This is a genomic window from Paenibacillus sp. LHD-117, from assembly GCF_030929555.1.
Classification (GTDB): domain Bacteria; phylum Bacillota; class Bacilli; order Paenibacillales; family Paenibacillaceae; genus Pristimantibacillus.
Genome location: NZ_JAVFVT010000038.1, coordinates 62,221 through 79,373, shown reverse-complemented (window position 1 = coordinate 79,373; position 17,153 = coordinate 62,221). Strand labels below are relative to the sequence as shown.

The 17,153-nt window shown below is 56.2% G+C and carries 13 protein-coding genes; 12 read left to right on the top strand and 1 reads right to left on the bottom strand.

What is annotated here, in order from left to right; genetic code table 11:
• Positions 1-363: 363 nt before the first annotated feature.
• Positions 364-1,494, bottom strand: coding sequence for an LCP family protein (locus RB620_RS24430; RefSeq protein ID WP_308098962.1), 1,131 nt, complete (start codon positions 1,492-1,494; stop codon positions 364-366).
• Between the two features lie 429 nt (positions 1,495-1,923).
• Between RB620_RS24430 and RB620_RS24425 the strand changes: the two genes are divergently transcribed.
• The 12 genes from RB620_RS24425 to RB620_RS24370 all read left to right on the top strand — a co-directional run bounded on the left by RB620_RS24425 (position 1,924) and on the right by RB620_RS24370 (position 16,764).
• Entirely contained in the window at positions 1,924-2,958 is a 1,035-nt protein-coding gene (locus RB620_RS24425) for an ABC transporter ATP-binding protein (protein ID WP_308098961.1), read from the top strand.
• Complete coding sequence (locus RB620_RS24420; RefSeq protein ID WP_308098960.1) at positions 2,955-3,749, top strand: ABC transporter permease; 795 nt, start codon at positions 2,955-2,957, stop codon at positions 3,747-3,749. Before RB620_RS24425 ends, RB620_RS24420 begins: the two co-directional genes overlap by 4 nt.
• A gap of 3 nt (positions 3,750-3,752) precedes the next feature.
• Positions 3,753-4,547, top strand: coding sequence for an ABC transporter permease (locus RB620_RS24415; RefSeq protein ID WP_308098959.1), 795 nt, complete (start codon positions 3,753-3,755; stop codon positions 4,545-4,547).
• 32 nt (positions 4,548-4,579) lie between these two features.
• Positions 4,580-5,056, top strand: coding sequence for a thioredoxin-dependent thiol peroxidase (gene bcp / locus RB620_RS24410; RefSeq protein ID WP_308098958.1), 477 nt, complete (start codon positions 4,580-4,582; stop codon positions 5,054-5,056).
• Between the two features lie 496 nt (positions 5,057-5,552).
• Complete coding sequence (locus RB620_RS24405; protein ID WP_308098956.1) at positions 5,553-7,088, top strand: spore germination protein; 1,536 nt, start codon at positions 5,553-5,555, stop codon at positions 7,086-7,088.
• Positions 7,089-7,125: 37 nt separating this feature from the next.
• On the top strand, positions 7,126-8,334 hold the full coding sequence (locus RB620_RS24400; RefSeq protein WP_308098954.1) for a Ger(x)C family spore germination protein: 1,209 nt from the start codon (positions 7,126-7,128) through the stop codon (positions 8,332-8,334).
• A gap of 6 nt (positions 8,335-8,340) precedes the next feature.
• Positions 8,341-8,574 carry a hypothetical protein gene (locus tag RB620_RS24395; RefSeq protein ID WP_308098953.1) on the top strand — a complete coding sequence of 78 codons (234 nt, stop codon included), beginning with the start codon at positions 8,341-8,343 and terminating at the stop codon, positions 8,572-8,574.
• A 20-nt stretch (positions 8,575-8,594) separates the two neighbouring features.
• Complete coding sequence (locus RB620_RS24390) at positions 8,595-9,701, top strand: GerAB/ArcD/ProY family transporter (protein WP_308098952.1); 1,107 nt, start codon at positions 8,595-8,597, stop codon at positions 9,699-9,701.
• Positions 9,702-9,857: 156 nt separating this feature from the next.
• The gene (locus RB620_RS24385; protein ID WP_308098951.1) at positions 9,858-11,354 is read left to right on the top strand and encodes a polysaccharide deacetylase family protein; all 1,497 of its coding nucleotides are present in this window, start codon (positions 9,858-9,860) and stop codon (positions 11,352-11,354) included.
• Between the two features lie 82 nt (positions 11,355-11,436).
• Positions 11,437-12,483 carry an AAA family ATPase gene (locus RB620_RS24380; RefSeq protein WP_308098950.1) on the top strand — a complete coding sequence of 349 codons (1,047 nt, stop codon included), beginning with the start codon at positions 11,437-11,439 and terminating at the stop codon, positions 12,481-12,483.
• The gene (locus tag RB620_RS24375) at positions 12,480-13,892 is read left to right on the top strand and encodes a DUF58 domain-containing protein (RefSeq protein WP_308098949.1); all 1,413 of its coding nucleotides are present in this window, start codon (positions 12,480-12,482) and stop codon (positions 13,890-13,892) included. The genes RB620_RS24380 and RB620_RS24375 overlap by 4 nt, the downstream gene beginning before the upstream one ends.
• Positions 13,879-16,764, top strand: coding sequence for a transglutaminase-like domain-containing protein (locus tag RB620_RS24370; RefSeq protein ID WP_308098947.1), 2,886 nt, complete (start codon positions 13,879-13,881; stop codon positions 16,762-16,764). The genes RB620_RS24375 and RB620_RS24370 overlap by 14 nt, the downstream gene beginning before the upstream one ends.
• Positions 16,765-17,153 lie beyond the last annotated feature (389 nt).

The window sequence follows — 17,153 nt, the reverse complement described above, 5'->3', positions numbered from 1 at the left end:
GTAACCAACCCACGGATAGCAGCGTGCCGACCGTCGCTCGCTTATTTGCTCCCGCGCCTAGTGTTTTGGTGGTGCAAAATGCAAGGGCTTGACTAAAACGTTCATAGCAACGGAACCAATAGCTCTTATTCTATTGAAAATGGCGTGTTTCAGACTGAGAAACATAAATAAGGCTTCATGTTTCCGTTAGCTATTCAAATCGGACAAAATGGGTCGAATAGCGGCAGCGGCTTCCGTTAGCATTCTGGATCAACGTCCCGAATCCGTTGCCGGACAAGGAAATAGAGCACGCGGGGTGCTCTATTGTCCGAAGTCGTATCCTATGGCAAGATTCGTGAAATAAAAAGCGGCCCGTCGGAAGCTTTAGCGGCTGCGGCTGCTCGTGTTGTCGCTGCCGCCAGAGCTGCGGGAGGAACCGGAATTGCCGCTTGTTCCGTTACTGTCGCCTCCGCCGTCGTTTGAGCTCGTGTTATCCGAGCCTTCAACGCCGGGGGACTCCGAAGGCGTCGGAATCGTCTCGTCCGCCGAAAGCACTTCCTGCACGTAGCCGATAAGAGCGTCGTCGTCGCGAATGCCGATGACGGACGCCCCGCCTACATGCTCCTCGCTGACGAGATCCATCGGAGGAATCTGCGCCGTTCCGCCGACATGGCTTTCGACGCCAAGCTGGCCGAGCTTCAGCATATCGGTTACGGACAGGTTCGTCTCGATGTAAGGGGAGACGCTCTCCAAAATTTCTTTCATCTTAATGATATTCCATGTCGATTGCAGCTCGGAAGCTACCGCCTTGAGGAAGTTCCGCTGCCGTTCCGTCCGCGTGTAGTCGCTCATCGCGTCATGGCGGAAACGAACGTATTGCAGCGCTTTGTCGCCGTCCAGCAGCTGGTAGCCTTTCTTCAGATCGATGTCGTAACGGTTGCCGTCCGCGTTGTCCGTATAATGCATGTCCTTCTCAACGTCAAAGTAGATGCCGCCGATCGTGTCGATGAGCGCTTTGAATCCTTCGAAGTCGGTATACACGTAATATTGAATTTCGAGGCCGAGCATATCGCCGACCGCTTTCATCGCCAAGCTGGGGCCGCCCATCGTGATGGCGGTGTTGATCCGTCCCATGCCGTGTTCGTCGATTGGCGCGTACGTGTCTCGGAGAACGGAGAACAGATGAGCCTTCTTCGTCACCGGATCGAACGATGCGACCAAGATGGAGTCCGAACGGGCGATGCCGTTCTCGTCCGCTTCGCGGGCGTCGCCGCCAAGCAGCAGAATGTTGACGCGTTCCTTGCCTTCCCACTTCGGAACCTCGACGGTTTTGTCCGGCGCGATGTCGGTGAATCGGGATTCTTCAGGTGATTTGCTGAAATCATCTAACGCGCTATAAACGCCAACGCCCCAATAGACTAAGCCCGCGATAGCCAAAACGGCTATGATCGATAACGTTATGAATAGCCATTTCCAGCGTGATTTTTGTTTTGGTTTCTCTGACCGAGTACGCATTGCGTGAAAGGTCTCCTTTCGGTTAAAAGCCAAGTTGATTCAGAACATGAGTGTGGCCGCGATAAGGCCGAGCTGCAAGCACTCACCGCACGATCGCCCGTTTACGCCCCATGATAACTGATGTATGATTACATATCATAAAAGTGGTTGTTCAAAAAGCCCGCTTTTGATCACGAAGTATATCAGGTAGTTTATTCGACATCGAATCTTGAATTCAGCCGAAACTTCCGGTGCTCACGTAGCTAACACTACGCTCCGCTCCTCATTTTCTAGCTTCATCCAATCTTCTCGGTGCTGAAAACCAGACTTTTTGAACACGCATTAAATTATAAAGCTCTGACGCATCTAGTTGCAAGTTTTATCATTTGGGGTACAATATAATCGCTATTTCCCAGGAAATGTCGAAGCGAGAGGGGCTGTAAACGCGTCATGCTAGCTATTGATGTCAAAGATTTGCGCAAGGACTTCCGCGTTCAGAAAAACCGCGAAGGATTGTCGGGCGCGTTCAAGGATTTGTTCAAGCGCGAATATAGAGAGGTTCGGGCGGTCAAAGATATTTCGTTCCAAATTCCCCAGGGCGAGATTTGCGGCTACATCGGGGAGAACGGGGCGGGCAAGTCGACGACGATCAAAATGCTGACGGGCATTCTCGTGCCGACCGCCGGCCAGTTGAAAGTGAACGGCTTCGTCCCGTTCAAGGATAGGGAGAAGTTCGTGAACGGGATCGGCGTCGTGTTCGGACAACGCTCCCAGCTCTGGTGGGATATCGGCGTCATCGAATCGTTCCAGCTGCTCCGCAAAGTCTATCGGGTGTCGGAGCAAGATTTCCGCAAACGGCTCGACAATCTAGTGGAACGGCTTCAATTGGGCGATCTTCTGAACCGTCCCGTAAGGAAGCTTAGTCTCGGTCAGCGGATGCGCTGCGAGCTGGTCGCGTCGCTGCTGCATAATCCGTCGATTTTGTTTCTTGATGAGCCGACGATCGGACTGGATATCGTCGTGAAGACGGAGATTCGCGATTTCCTGATGCAGATGAACAGGGAGGAAGGAACAACGATCCTGCTGACGACGCACGATTTGCAAGACATCGAGGCGTTATGCTCGCGTGTCATCATGCTCGACGACGGCCGGATCATTTATGACGGCGGTCTGGAAGAGCTCAAAACGAAGTGGAGCAAAGGCCGCGAAATCCAGTTCCAATTCGGCGCCCATACATCGATCGGCAAGCTGAAGGCGCTGACGGAAGGATTGGACGTCGCGTGGACGGTGGAGAACGAAGTGACGGCGAAGCTGTTCGTGCCGCATGCGGTCAGCGTGTCCGACGCGATGGCTCGGGTCGTTGGCGGGGCGGATATTCGCGACATCAAAATATTCGAAACGAACACGGACGAAATCGTGCGGGCGATCTATCAATCGGGTTCGGCCGAGGCGGCCGCGGCCAAGAAGGAGATTGCTTCTTCATGACGAGCGCCTATCTCGACTTTATCCGCATCCGGTTTCTCATGATGCTCGCTTATCGGGTTAACTATTACAGCGGTATCGTTATTTATGCCATTAATATCGGCGCTTATTACTTTCTATGGCAAGCCATCTACGGGAGCCAGGAGTCGCTGGCCGGCTTCACGGTACCCCAGATGACAACGTACATCGCCGTCTCTTGGATGGCGCGCGCGTTTTATTTCAACAATCTGGACCGGGAAATCGCGAACGAAATTCGCGACGGGAGCGTCTCCGTCCAGCTAATCCGGCCTTATTCGTATTTGCTCGTGAAAATGATGCAGGGTTTCGGCGAAGGGCTGTTCCGGTTCATCCTGTTCATGATTCCTGGACTGGCCATCGTCTGCTTGCTGTTCCCGGTGAAGCTGCCGACGGATCCTACCGTATGGCTAATCTACCTGGTCATGTTGTTCTTCAGCTTCTTGATCAATTCGCAAATCAATATTTTGACGGGGCTGTTCGCCTTTTTCGTGGAAAACAACGAAGGCATGATGCGGATGAAACGTGTCATGGTCGATCTGTTCTCCGGCGTCGTCGTGCCGATCGCCTTCTTCCCGGGCTGGCTGTCGGGCATCATGCAATGGCTGCCGTTCCAGGCGATCACGTATTTGCCGAGCGCGGTATTCACGGGGCGGACGCCGCTTAGCGAAGCGGCAGGGGTGTTCGGGCTTCAAGCGCTTTGGTTCGCGGTGCTGCTCATCCCGATTTGGCTGACATGGCGGGCGGCGCGCAAGCGGCTGTTCGTGCAGGGAGGGTAAGCGATGATCAGATATTTGACGTTATTCTGGGAATACATCAAAAACTATGCGAAGACGAGGTTAACCTACCGCGCTGACTTCTGGATCGAGGTCCTCTCGGACCTGTTGTTCCAGGGGATGAACCTGATCTTCATCCTGGTCGTGTTCCAGCATACGCCGTCGCTCGGGGGCTGGTCGGAGGCAGAGGTCGTGTTCGTATATGGCTTCTTCATGATTCCGTACGGAGTGTTCAGCACGTTTTTCGGGATTTGGAATTTCAGTGAACGGTATATTGTCAAAGGGGAAATGGACCGCGTCCTCACCCGTCCCGCCCATAGCTTGTTCCAGGTCTTGCTCGAGAACGTCGATCCGCCTTCGCTGATCGGCTCCTTCGTCGGCGCCGTCATCATGGGCATCTGCTGGACGCAGCTCGGCTTGCCGTTCGAAGTCTTGGATATGCTCGTCCTGCTGCTTCTCGTGCTCGGAGCGGTCATGATCTACGCGGGCGTCTACACGGCGCTCAGCGCGATTTCGTTCTACTCGGACGCGCCGACAGGCATCGTTCCGCTTATTTACAACATTCAGAATTACGGGCGGTATCCCGTCAACATTTATAACAAAATCATTCGTTTCATGCTGACGTGGCTGCTGCCATTCGCTTTCGTCGGGGTTATTCCGGCGTCTTACTTTCTGGAGAAGAAGGCCGACGACTTGTCGCAGCTCGCGCTGCTTACCCCGGTTATGGGCCTTGTCGTATTCGGTCTTGGACTAGCCTTCTGGAATCATGGCGTGAAGAAGTATCGCGGGGCGGGATCTTAAGCTAATGCTTATAACGAAAGGAAATTACGATCATGACTATCGAAATAGGCAAAAAAGCTCCGAAATTCAAGCTGCTCGCGTCTAACGGGGAAGTCGTTTCGCTTATGGATTTGCGCGGCAAAAACGTCGTCATATTTTTCTACCCCAAGGATATGACTCCCACCTGCACGGAGCAAGCTTGCGATATGAGAGACGCGCACCATTTGTATGAGGAAGAGAATACCGTCGTTCTCGGCATAAGTGGGGATAGCGTGAAGTCGCATCAAAATTTTATTTTGAAGAAGGAGCTGCCCTATCTTCTCCTCTCCGATGAGGGACATAAAGTATGCGAGCTGTACGGCGTATGGCAGCTAAAGAAGCTGTACGGCCGGGAGTACATGGGCATTGTCCGTTCGACCTTCCTTATAGATGCGAAGGGCAATCTTGCGCGGGAGTGGCGCAAAGTAAAGGTGAAAGGGCACGCGGAGGAAGTGCTTGAGGCCGTTAGAAGTTTGAAGAAAAAACGGTAACGACGGCTGGAGGAAGGGGAAGCTGCGTCTGTATAAAGGCTGGAGCCAAGTGTTCACACTCGGCACCAGCCTTTTTCATTGTCAAGGAACTATGTACGACACCAAGTTGTGCTTAGGGCTGAGTGGCGTGTGACGTGTGGCGAGGATCTAACGGTTACCACAGTGGCTATTTCAGCTCAAACGCCCGCTTCCGAAATGTAACGGTTGTGACGGAGCTTAATTACGTGGTAGACCACCATATTTCAGCTTTTTTCGCCAATTAAGCTCCACCGCAACCGTTACATTCTCAAAAAAGCCTAAATGAGGCATTTAACCTCTGTGGCAGCCGTTACACAGTCTTAACTACGAATGGTGACGCACAGCCCACGAAAACAGCAGGAAGCAAGAAAATACATGCATTGGTTTGCGCATTCGTTATTGAATCGTCGGAGTAAAAATAGCGTTATTGGAAACAATAGGGTCAGGAAACAGGCGGAGCGGGGAGGTGTCACTTGACTTGAACAAGGAGAAGACGATAAAAAATCCCTTGCCGGAGAGTCTGCAGGAGGCGATGGATTGGATCAGAGAGCAGCTTGGCCATAGCTGCGACCTTGTCATCCGCGAGTTTAGGATTAGCTTCTCCGAAGCGAACAAAGCGGCAATCATTTATACCGACGGGCTGGTCAATCTGGAGCATGTGCAGGAATTTATTATGAAGCCGCTCATGTCGATGGAGGAGGCGGCGGCTTTTCGGAAGCGGGAGAGGGACGAGACGGAGTTGTCCCTGATCCGCAATATTATCGAGTACATTTTGCCGGCCGGGGGAATCGTTGAGCTGGAGGATCGGGACGCAATCCTTAATGCGGCGCTTACAGGATGCGCCGTTTTGATTCTTGAAGGCTGCAGCATCGCGATTGCGATCGAAATGCGGGGTTGGGAGGAGCGCGGCGTCACCGAACCCGCGGCGCAGACTGTCGTACGGGGACCGCGGGAAGGATTCTCCGAAAATATCCGAACGAACACTTCGATGATTCGGCGGAAGATCAAAGATCCCAAGCTGTGGATAGAAACCAAATTCATAGGCAAGTCCTCGCAAACCGCGGTAGCCATCGCCTTTATGAATGGAACGGCAAGAGAGTCCATCGTAGACGAGGTGCGGAGTCGCCTCGACGCCATTGACATCGACGCGATACTGGAAAGCAGCTATATCGAGGAACTGATACAGGACGGCGTTTACACGCCGTTCCCGACGGTGTTCCATACCGAACGTCCGGATGTGGTGGCAGCTGGGCTGCTGGAGGGCAGGGTGGCGATTATCATTGACGGCACTCCGTTTGTCCTTATGGTGCCGGCCATATTCGTTGAATTATTCCAATCGCCGGAAGACTATTACCAACGCGCGGATATAAGCACCCTTGTGCGCATTCTCCGGTTTATTAGCTTCGCGATCGCCTTATTCGTGCCTTCCGTATACATCGCGATTACGACGTTTCATCAGGAGATGATGCCGACTTCAATGCTCATTAGTTTGGCGTCGCAGAGAGAAGGCGTTCCGTTTCCGGCTTTTATAGAAGCGATCTTGATGGAGGTTACATTCGAGATTTTGCGGGAAGCGGGTGTCAGGATGCCTCGCCCGGTTGGACAAGCGGTATCGATCGTTGGCACGCTTGTCATCGGACAAGCGGCGGTCGAGGCGGGAATCGTCTCGGCGGCTATGGTTATCGTAGTATCCATTACGGCGATTTCCAGCTTCGTGCTGCCTTCTTTCAACCTATCCATTTCCGTAAGAATGCTGCGGTTCCTCTTTATGGGACTTGCCGCTTCCTTCGGCGTGTTCGGCATAATCGTCGGCTTTATCGCCCTCGTCTTGCATCTATGCCGGCTGAACTCCTTCGGCATCCCATATATGACGCCGCTCGCGCCGTTTAACTTCGCCGACCAGAAGGATACGCTCATGCGCTTTCCGATGTGGGCCATGCTGAAGAGACCAAGGCTGCTGAGCCGCGGCAACTTGACGAGACAGAGAAAAAAAGCTTCTCGAAACGAAACGTAACTATCCGGTTGTTCGGGCTCGCGGGAGGCGGTTCAGGATGTGGAGGCCTATAGGGAAGTCCTTGTTATGCGTCGCGCTGCTGGGCGCGTCGTTGCTAAGCGCAGGCTGCTGGAACAGACGCGAAATGAATTCGCTGGCCATAGCGGTAGGCATGGGGATTGACAAAACGGGCGATCAATTTACCGTATCCATGCAGGTCGTTAACCCGGAGACATTAAATCCAAAAACGCCAGCGGATTATTCAAGCATCATAGAGTATCGAGAGAAGCAGCCCACGATATTCGAGGCTTTGCGCAAGATGACGACCTCCAGTCCTCGCAAAATTTATCTTTCGCATTTGCGCATCCTTGTCATTAGTGAGGAGCAAGCGAAGGCGGGCATTAGCGAAGTGCTTGATTTTATCTCAAGGGATCACGAAGCCCGCGCGGATTTTGATGTCGTGTTAGCCAGAGGCACTAGCGCCTCCGATCTGCTTAATGTGTTCACGCAGATGGACAGGATTCCATCGGTTAAAGTGTTCGACATGCTTAAAGCTTCGGAAAAGGCGTGGGCGTCGACCAAAGCAATCCGGTTGGATGAGCTGCTTATGCATCTGGAGAGCGACTCGGGCGAAAGCGCGGTCATGACGGGCATACAGCTTTACGGCAACAAAGACATCGCCCAAACAAAGGAGAATATTCAGCGCATCCGGCTGCCGGGCGTATTGAAAGTCAGCGGCCTTGCCGTCTTAAAGGAAGATCGGCTGGTCGGATGGCTGAACGATAAGCAGAGCGCGGCTTACAATTATTTGACGAACAACGTGAAGAACACCGTGATGCATATTCCCTGCCCGTCCGGCGGCAAGCTGACGCTGGAGATCGTGGAAGCGAAGTCGAAGCTGAAGCCGAAGGCGAAAGACGGAGAAGTCTCTATGTCCATTCTCCAGCGAATAAAGGCCAATGTTGGAGAAGTAGCATGCGATGTCGATCTAACCGATGAGCAGACCATAAAGGAGCTGGAGAAGGAGGCGGAGCGGAAGCTGGGCTCCATGCTATCGAAGACGATATCGCAAGTCCAGAAAAAATACGGAGCGGATATTTTCGGATTCGGCAAGCTCATTCATCGGAAGTATCCCCGCATCTGGGAGCAGATGAAGGATGACTGGGGTACACGATTCAGCGCTTTGCCGGTGGAGATTGACGTGAAAGCGGAGATCAAGAATTTGGGCTCGGTGAACAATTCATTTATCAAAAATATGAAGGAGTAGCTGTTCATGTGGGTTGTGATCGGTATCATCGCAATCGCGATGGCCATGGCCGTCATAGAGATTCCAAACCTGGCTCGAGAGGCTCGAAAGCGCGACGCGGCATGCTACATCGTTTTGTTTATCGTCGGAGCGGGAGGACTGATTGCATACAGCATGGATGTGAAGCTGCCCGTTACGCTCGGCTGGATGGGCGTCCTCTATTCGCCGATCGGCCGATGGATGGGCGAGTTACTGAAATAAAGAGGAGAGAAGGGAGCTCGTTGGACAAAGGGAAAATCAGCTTGAAGCAATTCGCCATCCTTACATGCTTCATGGTCGTTGGCGATTCCATACTTGTCATGCCTGGTTTGCTGCTAGCAAGCTCGAAACAGGATTCCTGGCTGGCGATGGCGCTCGGGATGCTGCTCGCCGTACCTTTCCTTCTTTTGTTTTTCTACGCGTACAAGGTAGATCCGGAGCTATCGCTGGTACAGAATCTGATGAAGAAGCTCGGAAGGTGGGTCGGAGGGGCGATCTCGCTTTTGTTTCTTACCCATCCGCTATTCGTCGGAGTGGCCATTGTTAAGGAAATTGGCGATTTCATGAATACGCATATTATGCCGGAAACGCCGAATATGGCGATTCTCGGTCTGTTTCTCGTCATCGTCGTGATGTCGGTCAGCGGAGGGCTGGAGGCATTCGCCAGGGCCGGAGAGATCTTGTTTATCTGTTTCATGCTCGTATTCATTCTGTTCTCTATGGCGCTATTGCCGCAAATGAACTTGCATATGCTGGAGCCGGTCATGGAGAAAGGGTTCGCTCCCGTCTTTAGCGGCACTATGATTAGCTTGACCTATTGCTTCGTAGAATTGATCGGATTGTTAATGATCATGCCGCGGGTTGCACGGAAGGAGCCGAAGGACGTCGCGCGTTCTTTCTTTTACGGGGCGCTGATCGGAGGAATTATCATATTGGTCGTTATTGTGCTTTGCGTGGCGGTGCTGGGAACCAATATAACCGAGAGGCATATTTATCCTACCTTTACGCTGGCCAAAAGGATTAACGTTGGCGATTTTATCGAAAGGGTCGAAGCTTTCCTGGCTTTCATGTGGATCATATCCTCTTTCTTCAAGCTTACTGTGAACTTATTCGCGCTGCAAATCGGACTGTCTCAACTGTTCGGCTTGAAAGACTACCGTTCCTTCTCCGTGCCGGTCGGTCTCGTCCTTCTCCTGCTGAGCGTGACGTTTGCCCCCAATATCGTCTATTACAATAACATCATCGTAGAGGGTTGGCCTTATTACGACTTGAGTATTGCATTGGTACCGGCACTGCTGCTCGCATTCTATGCGTTCAGGCGAAAGGGGGGAGAACCGAAGCTTCAGTAGCATGTCCTGTGTGATCAAAAGAATTACTCCGATAGGAGTTTTTCTCAACAACATTATTAAATAGTCGGCGTTGTCATTTACTAGGGCTGCCCTTCATATACTCTATCAATTCGGTAATTGGTACATACCTACTGATAGAGGATGGTGGCATTCCGGATGAGACGGATGGTACAAGCTTCTTTGTGCGCGACGGTTCTTTGGTTCGGCATGATGCATTTGGATGGCGGGTTTATGTTCAAGGGAGTGGCTGCGGGAGCGGCCGGCACTAGCAATGATATGAGAACGATTACGTACCAATACGAGGCGAAGACGCTGCTGGCGAGGCCTGGGGGCCAGCCGGAGCGAGCAGGAGCGCCAAACGATAGAGGGGCGAATGTCGGACAAGCAGGGGCAAGCGCGGACGCGGGGAACGGAGAGGACGCGGGGAACGTCGGGATCGGTGATGAACCTGCTGCAGAAACGGGTGCGGGCGCCGACAAGGGAGCAGGAGCGGAAGCGGACACAAGCGTGGGAAAAGGGACGAACGACGGAGACGGTGAAGTAGGAGGCGCGACGACGGCGGAGGGCAAGGCTGCGGAAAGCGGCACCGCGAAGGGTGGCAAAGCCGGACAGGCGAGCGGCAAAGTCGTATATTTGACCTTCGACGACGGTCCGAGCCAGCATACGCCCGCGGTGCTCGATATATTGAAAAAGGCTGGCGTGCATGCGACGTTTTTCCTGTTGGGGGAGCAAGTGGAGCGCCATCCCGATATCGTTAGAAGAATTGCGAATGAGGGACATGCGATCGGCAATCATACTTACAATCACGTGTACAAGGAACTGTACGGCAGCTTCAAAAATTTTGCGGGGCAAATCATGAAAACGGACGATGCGATCCATAACGCTGTGGGCATTCGCACGACGCTCGTCAGAGCGCCCGGAGGGACGTACGCGAACTTCGACAAAGGGTATTTCGACGCGATGAGAGCAGCCGGCTATCGCGTGCACGACTGGAATGTCGACAGCGGCGATTCCAAGCGCCTTGGCGTTCCGGCTTCCGAGATTATCGCGAATGTGCGCGGCTCCAAGCTCGCAGACACGCTTAACGTGCTCATGCACGACAGCGGGGGACACGAGGAGACGGTCAAAGCGCTGCCCGCCATCATCGATTATTACAAGAAGCTCGGGTATTCCTTCAAGACGCTGGACGAGAAGACGGAGCCGATGCAATTCCATCTCGCGAACAAGCCCAAATGGAGCCGCGGCGACGTGGCCGAAGCGGACAAAAAGTCGCTCGTCGCTTTCGCGGCGAAGCTGGATCGAGGGGCTGGCGCCGCGCGGCAGCCGGAGCCCGTTCTGATCGTCCATCGCGGGGACGATACGCTCGAACTCGATCCATCCGAATACGAGCTGGTGAACGGTTCCATCCATGTACCGCTTGGCAAGCTGAGCGAGTGGCTAGGTGGCACTGCCGCGCTGGACGAAGAGGAAGGCGTCATCGAAGTTACGCTCGAGGAACGGCAGTGGTTCTGGCTGACGGATAGCTTCCCGCCGAAGCCGGGAGACGAGGAGAGGCTGGACGTGCCGATCCGCGCGACGTTGGAGCAATTCGGCATGGAAATCGAGGATTACGTGTTTACCAAGGAGCGGAGAGAGGTTTGGATTCTCTCATGAAGCCGAATCTAGCAGGTCTAAATCAGGTAGAAGCTGGCGACACTGAAAAATAGATAGATTTATTTTTCAGGAGGCGACAGTGATGATAACTCCCCAATTCATAGGAACGGATAACGAATACGATCAACCAGGCAGGGATACAAACCATGCATGGGCGGAGCCGCCGCAGGTGCTGCTCCACCGGCTTCAGGTCAAAGTAGAGCAAGTGCTGGTCGGCAAACAAGACGTCATCAAACAGCTATTAACCGCGATGCTGGCCGGCGGCCACGTGCTGCTCGAGGATATTCCCGGCGTAGGCAAAACGATGCTGGCACAGGCGATGGCCAGAACCGTCGGAGGCGAGTTCAAGCGCATTCAATTTACATCCGACATGCTGCCCGCCGACGTGACGGGCGGAGTCGTGCTGGACGGCAAGTCCGGCGAGCTGCAATTCCGTCCCGGGCCGATCATGGCGAACGTCGTACTGGCGGACGAGATCAACCGGACGTCGCCGCGCACCCAATCGGCGCTCCTCGAAGCGATGGAAGAGCGGAGGGTGACGGTCGAAGGGAAAACGAGAAGGCTGCCCGTGCCTTTCATGCTGATCGCGACGCAGAATCCGCTTGCTTTCGAAGGAACGAACCGGCTTCCGGAAGCGCAGATGGATCGGTTCATGATGCGGCTCTCCATCGGTTATCCGGGAACGGCTGACGAGAAACGGATTTTGGAGCAATACGCGGCCGGCAGAAGAATGGAGGCGGAAAGGGTGCGGCCCGTGATCGCAACCCAGGAGTGGCTGCAGATGCAGGCCGAAGCCAGGCAGTCACATGTGCATCCATCGCTGCTGGAGTATATGGTAGCCGTGGCCGACGCCAGCAGGCGTTCGCACGAGATCGCGCTTGGCCTAAGTCCGCGCGCGCTTCGGGACTGGCTGCGCGCTGCGCAAGCGGCTTCCTATATGGAAGGAAGAGGGTACGTCATCCCGGATGATCTACTGAAGACCGCGGAGTCCGTGCTCCCTCATCGGCTGTCCTTCAAAGGCGCGGGTTCGTTCGGCGCGGACGCGGAAACGATCATTCGCCGAATCATTCGGGAAACCCCGTTCCCGCCGGAAGCGGGAGCCGTGTACGGAAGCAGGGGGCGGCGATGACGGCGGGCAGGGCGGATGCAAGTCAGGTGAGAGGATCCGGGCGCGACGGCGAAAAGGCGGAACATGATCGGAGCTCGGTCCACGGCGGGGTGAATCGCTACAGGACAAGATGGATCGCGTGGAGCCTTATTATCGTGGCGCTGGCCGGCTGCTCGGCAGCGGCTGTTATCCGCGGAGGCGCGTTAGAATGGTATGCCGCTTCGGTGCTGCTCGGCATCACGGTATTTAGCGGCGTAATGCCTTTTGCAGCTTCGAGAGGGTTATCGGCCGCGCGTTTCTTGCAGCAGGAAGCTGCCGTCGCGGGAGATGGCGCGGAGATCAAAGTCGTGATCGAGCGGCGTTGGCGTATTCCATTCGTATGGGTCACCGTAGAAGAAACGGCGGAGAATGGCCGCGTGATGTCGCCTGCCTCGACAATGTACCGTGCCGTTGCGATTCCGGGAACCGAAAGCCGGACGGCCGTCACGTATTCCATTCAAAATTTGCGGAGAGGCGTCTACGGATTCCGTGAAATGACCGTTACGGTCGGAGATTGGCTCGGCCTGACCGCGATTCGGAGATCGATCGCGGCGAGCGGCGAGCTTGTCGTCTGGCCGTCGATGACCGAGAACGTCGGTGAAGCCGCAAATGGTTCGGCTAGCTCCGAGAGAACGCCCGGAGCGGATGCCGCTTCGGCTGCGGATGCCATGGCGGCTTGGGGAGAGTCGCTCGGCGATAGCAGCCGGGTTATGCAGCAGCCGGTCCCGGGATGGGGACCGGAGAGCCGGTCGTACCGTGAAGGCGATTCGATTCGCCATCTCGACTTCCGGGCAGCGGCGCGCGGCAGAGGATTGCGGATCAAAGCATCCGTGCCTGAGAGGCCGCGGCAAGCGCTGCTGCTCATCGACACGTTCGCGGGCGCTTACGGGCGGAACGATTCAAGGTTCGACGCATGCCTAAGCAGGGCTGCATTCGAAGCACGGCAATTGTCGGATGCGGGAGTCCGCGTGACGGTCGCGACCGCAAGCTGGACATTCGAGCTGGAGGAGGAAGTCTATCAACGGGACCGGCTTCACGAACTGCTAGGTTTGCTGGCAAATCTTCGCCCCGAAGGCGATGGGGGGGCGAATGCGGGGACCGACGATTGGATTTCGCGCGCGGCGTTGCCGGCAATGGGATCCGTGCATGTGTTCAGCGGAGACTGGCAGCATACCGGGCGATGGTTGCCGTTGTCCGCGCATGCGGCGGAGCAAGGCGGCAAGCCGGCGCTGCATTTGGCGATGGACGGCAATACGCTGACTTACGCCATGCGCGAGAACCAGCGGGAGCTTGAGAAACAGGGCATACGGGTAAGCTGGCTGCGGCTGGCCGAACCTGGCGCGGCATGGGCATCGGCCGGGGAAGGAGCTGATTCGTATGCCATCGGATAGAGACGGGCGGGAGAACGGAAGGCTCTGGTTTGAACGGGGACAGCAGGAGGAAGGGTCGTTCGTGTACAGGCTGCTAACGAGCGTCCTGTTATTCGGATTGCTTGCGGAGTGGCTGATGCCATGGGCCGGAGCGGGGGAATGGTCTGTCATTTACCACCCCATGCCGCTCCTTGCGATCGTAGGGTGCATGCTCGCCGCGGGGTTGTTCCGAATGCCATGGATGCTTTCGTTCCTCGTGCATGCCGCAATTTGCATGGCCTGTTTGATGTGGCTATACCGAGGAGAAGGGCAAAGTCCCGCGGAATGGTTCATGGCATTTCCCGGCATGATCGGAGACAATGTCGCACTCATGCTGCGAAGCGGTTTGTGGGCGATGTCGGGAGAGCTTCGGACGCTGATGTTGTTTGTCGGCTGGGCGATGCTGGCTCCCGCGCTGCAGGCGCTCGTATGGATCAGGCAGGCGTCGCTCGGCATCGCGGCGATTACGCTCGTTTATTTGGGCCTGCTGCATGTATGGCTCGGCATGGACGTGCTCGGGGGGTTCCTGCGCACGACGGCGGAAGGGCTGCTGCTTGCCGCGATCGTTGCGGTCCCGCGCGTGCGGAGAGTGCTCGACATCAGCGAGAAGCGGCTGAAGGACATCGACAAAAGCTGGCTTGCCGGGGCGGCTTTCGTTACGCTGGTCATTGTCGGCGGGGCGCTTCTTGCGACGGTGGACAAAGAAAGCGAGCTGGCGCCGGCCAAGTGGACTTCGGCCATGACGGACCGGCTGCAGCAAAGCATGACCACGATCGGCGGCGACGGCAAAGCCGTCGCGACGATGCGCCATTTGAACGGGCAGCAGTTGGGCAGAGCGCTTACCGGATACGGCTTCGACGACAGCGAGCTCGGCATGCCGCTGAGCAGCGACGATCGGGTCGTGTTCAAAGGGCTGTCGCCGGTACGCACGTATTGGCGCGGCGAGACCAAAGCGACCTATGACGGAAGAGGCTGGAGCAACGAGGAATGGCCGCTTACGCTGAAGCCGGTATCCGGAAAGGCCAAGGATGGGAATACGGCTGCGGCGGCAGGCGGACAAGACGAAACCGACAAGACGATTGTCGGTCGGGAGATCGATCAGACGCTCGTATGGGAAGCGCCTACGGCGGGCATGCCGATCTTCGCTTCAGGCGTAGAAGGGCAAGTGACGGACCTGATCGCCTCGGATCCACGGCGGAAGCTTGGAAGTTATTTGGAGAACGACGTCGCGGACGCGTTGTATGCATCTTCCGAGACGGTGAAGCTGGAACGGTATTCGGTACGAAGCTATTTGCCCGTGACGGATGCGAAGGCGCTCCGTGCACTCGGCAGCGGAGAAGGAACCGTGCACGCGGACGGCGGAGGAAGCTCGGCGGATGAGGGAGTCGCTCTAGAGTCGGCGACGATGACGGAGGACGAGTTGGAGCCGTTCTTGCAGCTGCCTGGCTCGCTGCCGAACCGGGTCGTCGCGCTTGCCGCCGAAGTGGCGGGAGCGGGCATGACGAGCCGCTATGACCGGGTGAAGGCGGTGGAGCAATATTTGGAGAGTACGTACGAATATACGAAATCGGGCAGCGAGCTGCCCCCGGAAGGCTCCGACTTCGTCGACCACTTCCTGTTCGAGCAGCGTCAAGGGTATTGCGTGCATTTCTCCACGGCGATGGTCGTCATGCTGCGATCCCAAGGCATTCCGGCGCGCTGGGTGAAAGGGTTCACGCCGGGCGACGCGACCGATGGACTTGCGCAGACCGGCGACATTTCCGGCGCGGAAACGTCGGCCGATCGCGTGTACGAAGTGCGCGGGTCGGACGCGCATGCTTGGGTCGAGGTTTATTTTCCCGGGGCGGGATGGGTGCCTTTCGATCCGACCCCGGGCTTCGGCGGTGCTGCAACGGTCGCTTCGGCAGTCGCGAGCAATGGCGGCCCGGGAGCGGACACATCTGCGGACGCGGACGGCTCGGCTCCGGCCGGGCTAGCGCCAGGCGCGAGCGGCCTGGAGCGGTTCGAGGCCGCGGCGGAGGCAGCGGCCTCGGGCATCGCGCGAGCGGCGTCTTCGCTCGCGGAAGCGGCGCGCGGCGCCGCGGATGCCGCGGCGGCATCGCCTGCCGCGGCAGCTGCCGCAGGCGGAGCCGCGCTGGCGGCAGCGGGCGCGGCGGTAGCAGCGGCGCAGCGCAAGCGGCTGCGCCTGCGGGGCGCGCTGCGCCGCTACAGCGCGGCCAGCTCGGAGCTGGCGCTGGCGGAGCTGGCGCGCAGCAAAAGCCGCGGCAGCGGAGAGGAGCTACTCTCGCGCAGTGCCGGCCACGTCGGCGGCAGCACGGAGCAGCTGGCGCGCAACGCAAGCGCCAACGGCTCCATCGCGGATCCGCCCGCTCGCGGAGCCGGACGCCAAAGAAGCGGCTCGACCGAGTCAGCGCGTGCGGAACTCGCGACCAGACTGGGTCCGCGGAGAGCTACGATAGCATCGGGACCCGCTATCGCTCGCGAAATCGCAGCTGCAGACCGACAGCGAAACAACCTCATTCTAGTAGCCGAAGTGGTCATTGATCTGCTGCAGGGCAGAAAGAAGCAAGGCAACCATCCGACGCAAGAAACGGCGGGTACGTTCACTGTGCGTGAGGTCGCAGCCACGTTAGGAATGACGCTTGGCGAAGAAAGACGCAATGCGCTCGAACGTATGGTACATTGGCTGGAAGCGGCGCGATACGAACCTCCGGGGGCATTGCGGAACGCGCCGGCAGAAGAAGAGCTTCGCCAAACCTGCCTAGTGCTTCTCCAACGCGTCCGGGCAATCCATCAACCTAAGAAGCACGCTTCGTCGAAAGTGCAGAAAAAAAATCGGTCGCATGTAACATGAATAACAAAGCGTCAACGTTTCCCGTCCTCCACGGAGCTATCTGTGGAGGATTTTTGCGCGAAGTGGCTAACGTGGCTACAAGGTATGAAATTTCATATACAATGGCGTGTTTGAGTGGCAGGCTGGGGGAACGAGTACGAAATTTCGTATACAATGGCGTGTTTTAGAGGCAGGCTGGGGGAACGAGTACGAAATTTCGTATACAATGGTGTGTTCTAGGGGCATGCTCTGGGATCGTGTACGAAATTTCGTATACAATGGTGTGTTCTAGGGGCATGCTCTGGGATCGTGTACGAAATTTCGTATACAATGGTGTGTTTGAGGGGTTGTGCGATTGAAGGGCATACCGGTAAATCTGGTGCAAACGAAGGAATATGGGCATGAGAGGC

What these genes read in the sequence shown, in the direction of transcription:
- RB620_RS24425 (WP_308098961.1), top strand. Translation starts at nt 1,924, where the DNA reads ATGCTAGCTATTGATGTCAAAGATTTGCGCAAGGACTTCCGCGTTCAG.
- RB620_RS24395 (WP_308098953.1), top strand. Translation starts at nt 8,341, where the DNA reads ATGTGGGTTGTGATCGGTATCATCGCAATCGCGATGGCCATGGCCGTC.
- RB620_RS24380 (WP_308098950.1), top strand. Translation starts at nt 11,437, where the DNA reads ATGATAACTCCCCAATTCATAGGAACGGATAACGAATACGATCAACCA.
- RB620_RS24370 (WP_308098947.1), top strand. Translation starts at nt 13,879, where the DNA reads ATGCCATCGGATAGAGACGGGCGGGAGAACGGAAGGCTCTGGTTTGAA.
- RB620_RS24430 (WP_308098962.1), bottom strand. Translation starts at nt 1,494, where the DNA reads ATGCGTACTCGGTCAGAGAAACCAAAACAAAAATCACGCTGGAAATGG.
- RB620_RS24400 (WP_308098954.1), top strand. Translation starts at nt 7,126, where the DNA reads ATGTGGAGGCCTATAGGGAAGTCCTTGTTATGCGTCGCGCTGCTGGGC.
- RB620_RS24420 (WP_308098960.1), top strand. Translation starts at nt 2,955, where the DNA reads ATGACGAGCGCCTATCTCGACTTTATCCGCATCCGGTTTCTCATGATG.
- RB620_RS24415 (WP_308098959.1), top strand. Translation starts at nt 3,753, where the DNA reads ATGATCAGATATTTGACGTTATTCTGGGAATACATCAAAAACTATGCG.
- RB620_RS24385 (WP_308098951.1), top strand. Translation starts at nt 9,858, where the DNA reads ATGAGACGGATGGTACAAGCTTCTTTGTGCGCGACGGTTCTTTGGTTC.
- RB620_RS24375 (WP_308098949.1), top strand. Translation starts at nt 12,480, where the DNA reads ATGACGGCGGGCAGGGCGGATGCAAGTCAGGTGAGAGGATCCGGGCGC.
- bcp (WP_308098958.1), top strand. Translation starts at nt 4,580, where the DNA reads ATGACTATCGAAATAGGCAAAAAAGCTCCGAAATTCAAGCTGCTCGCG.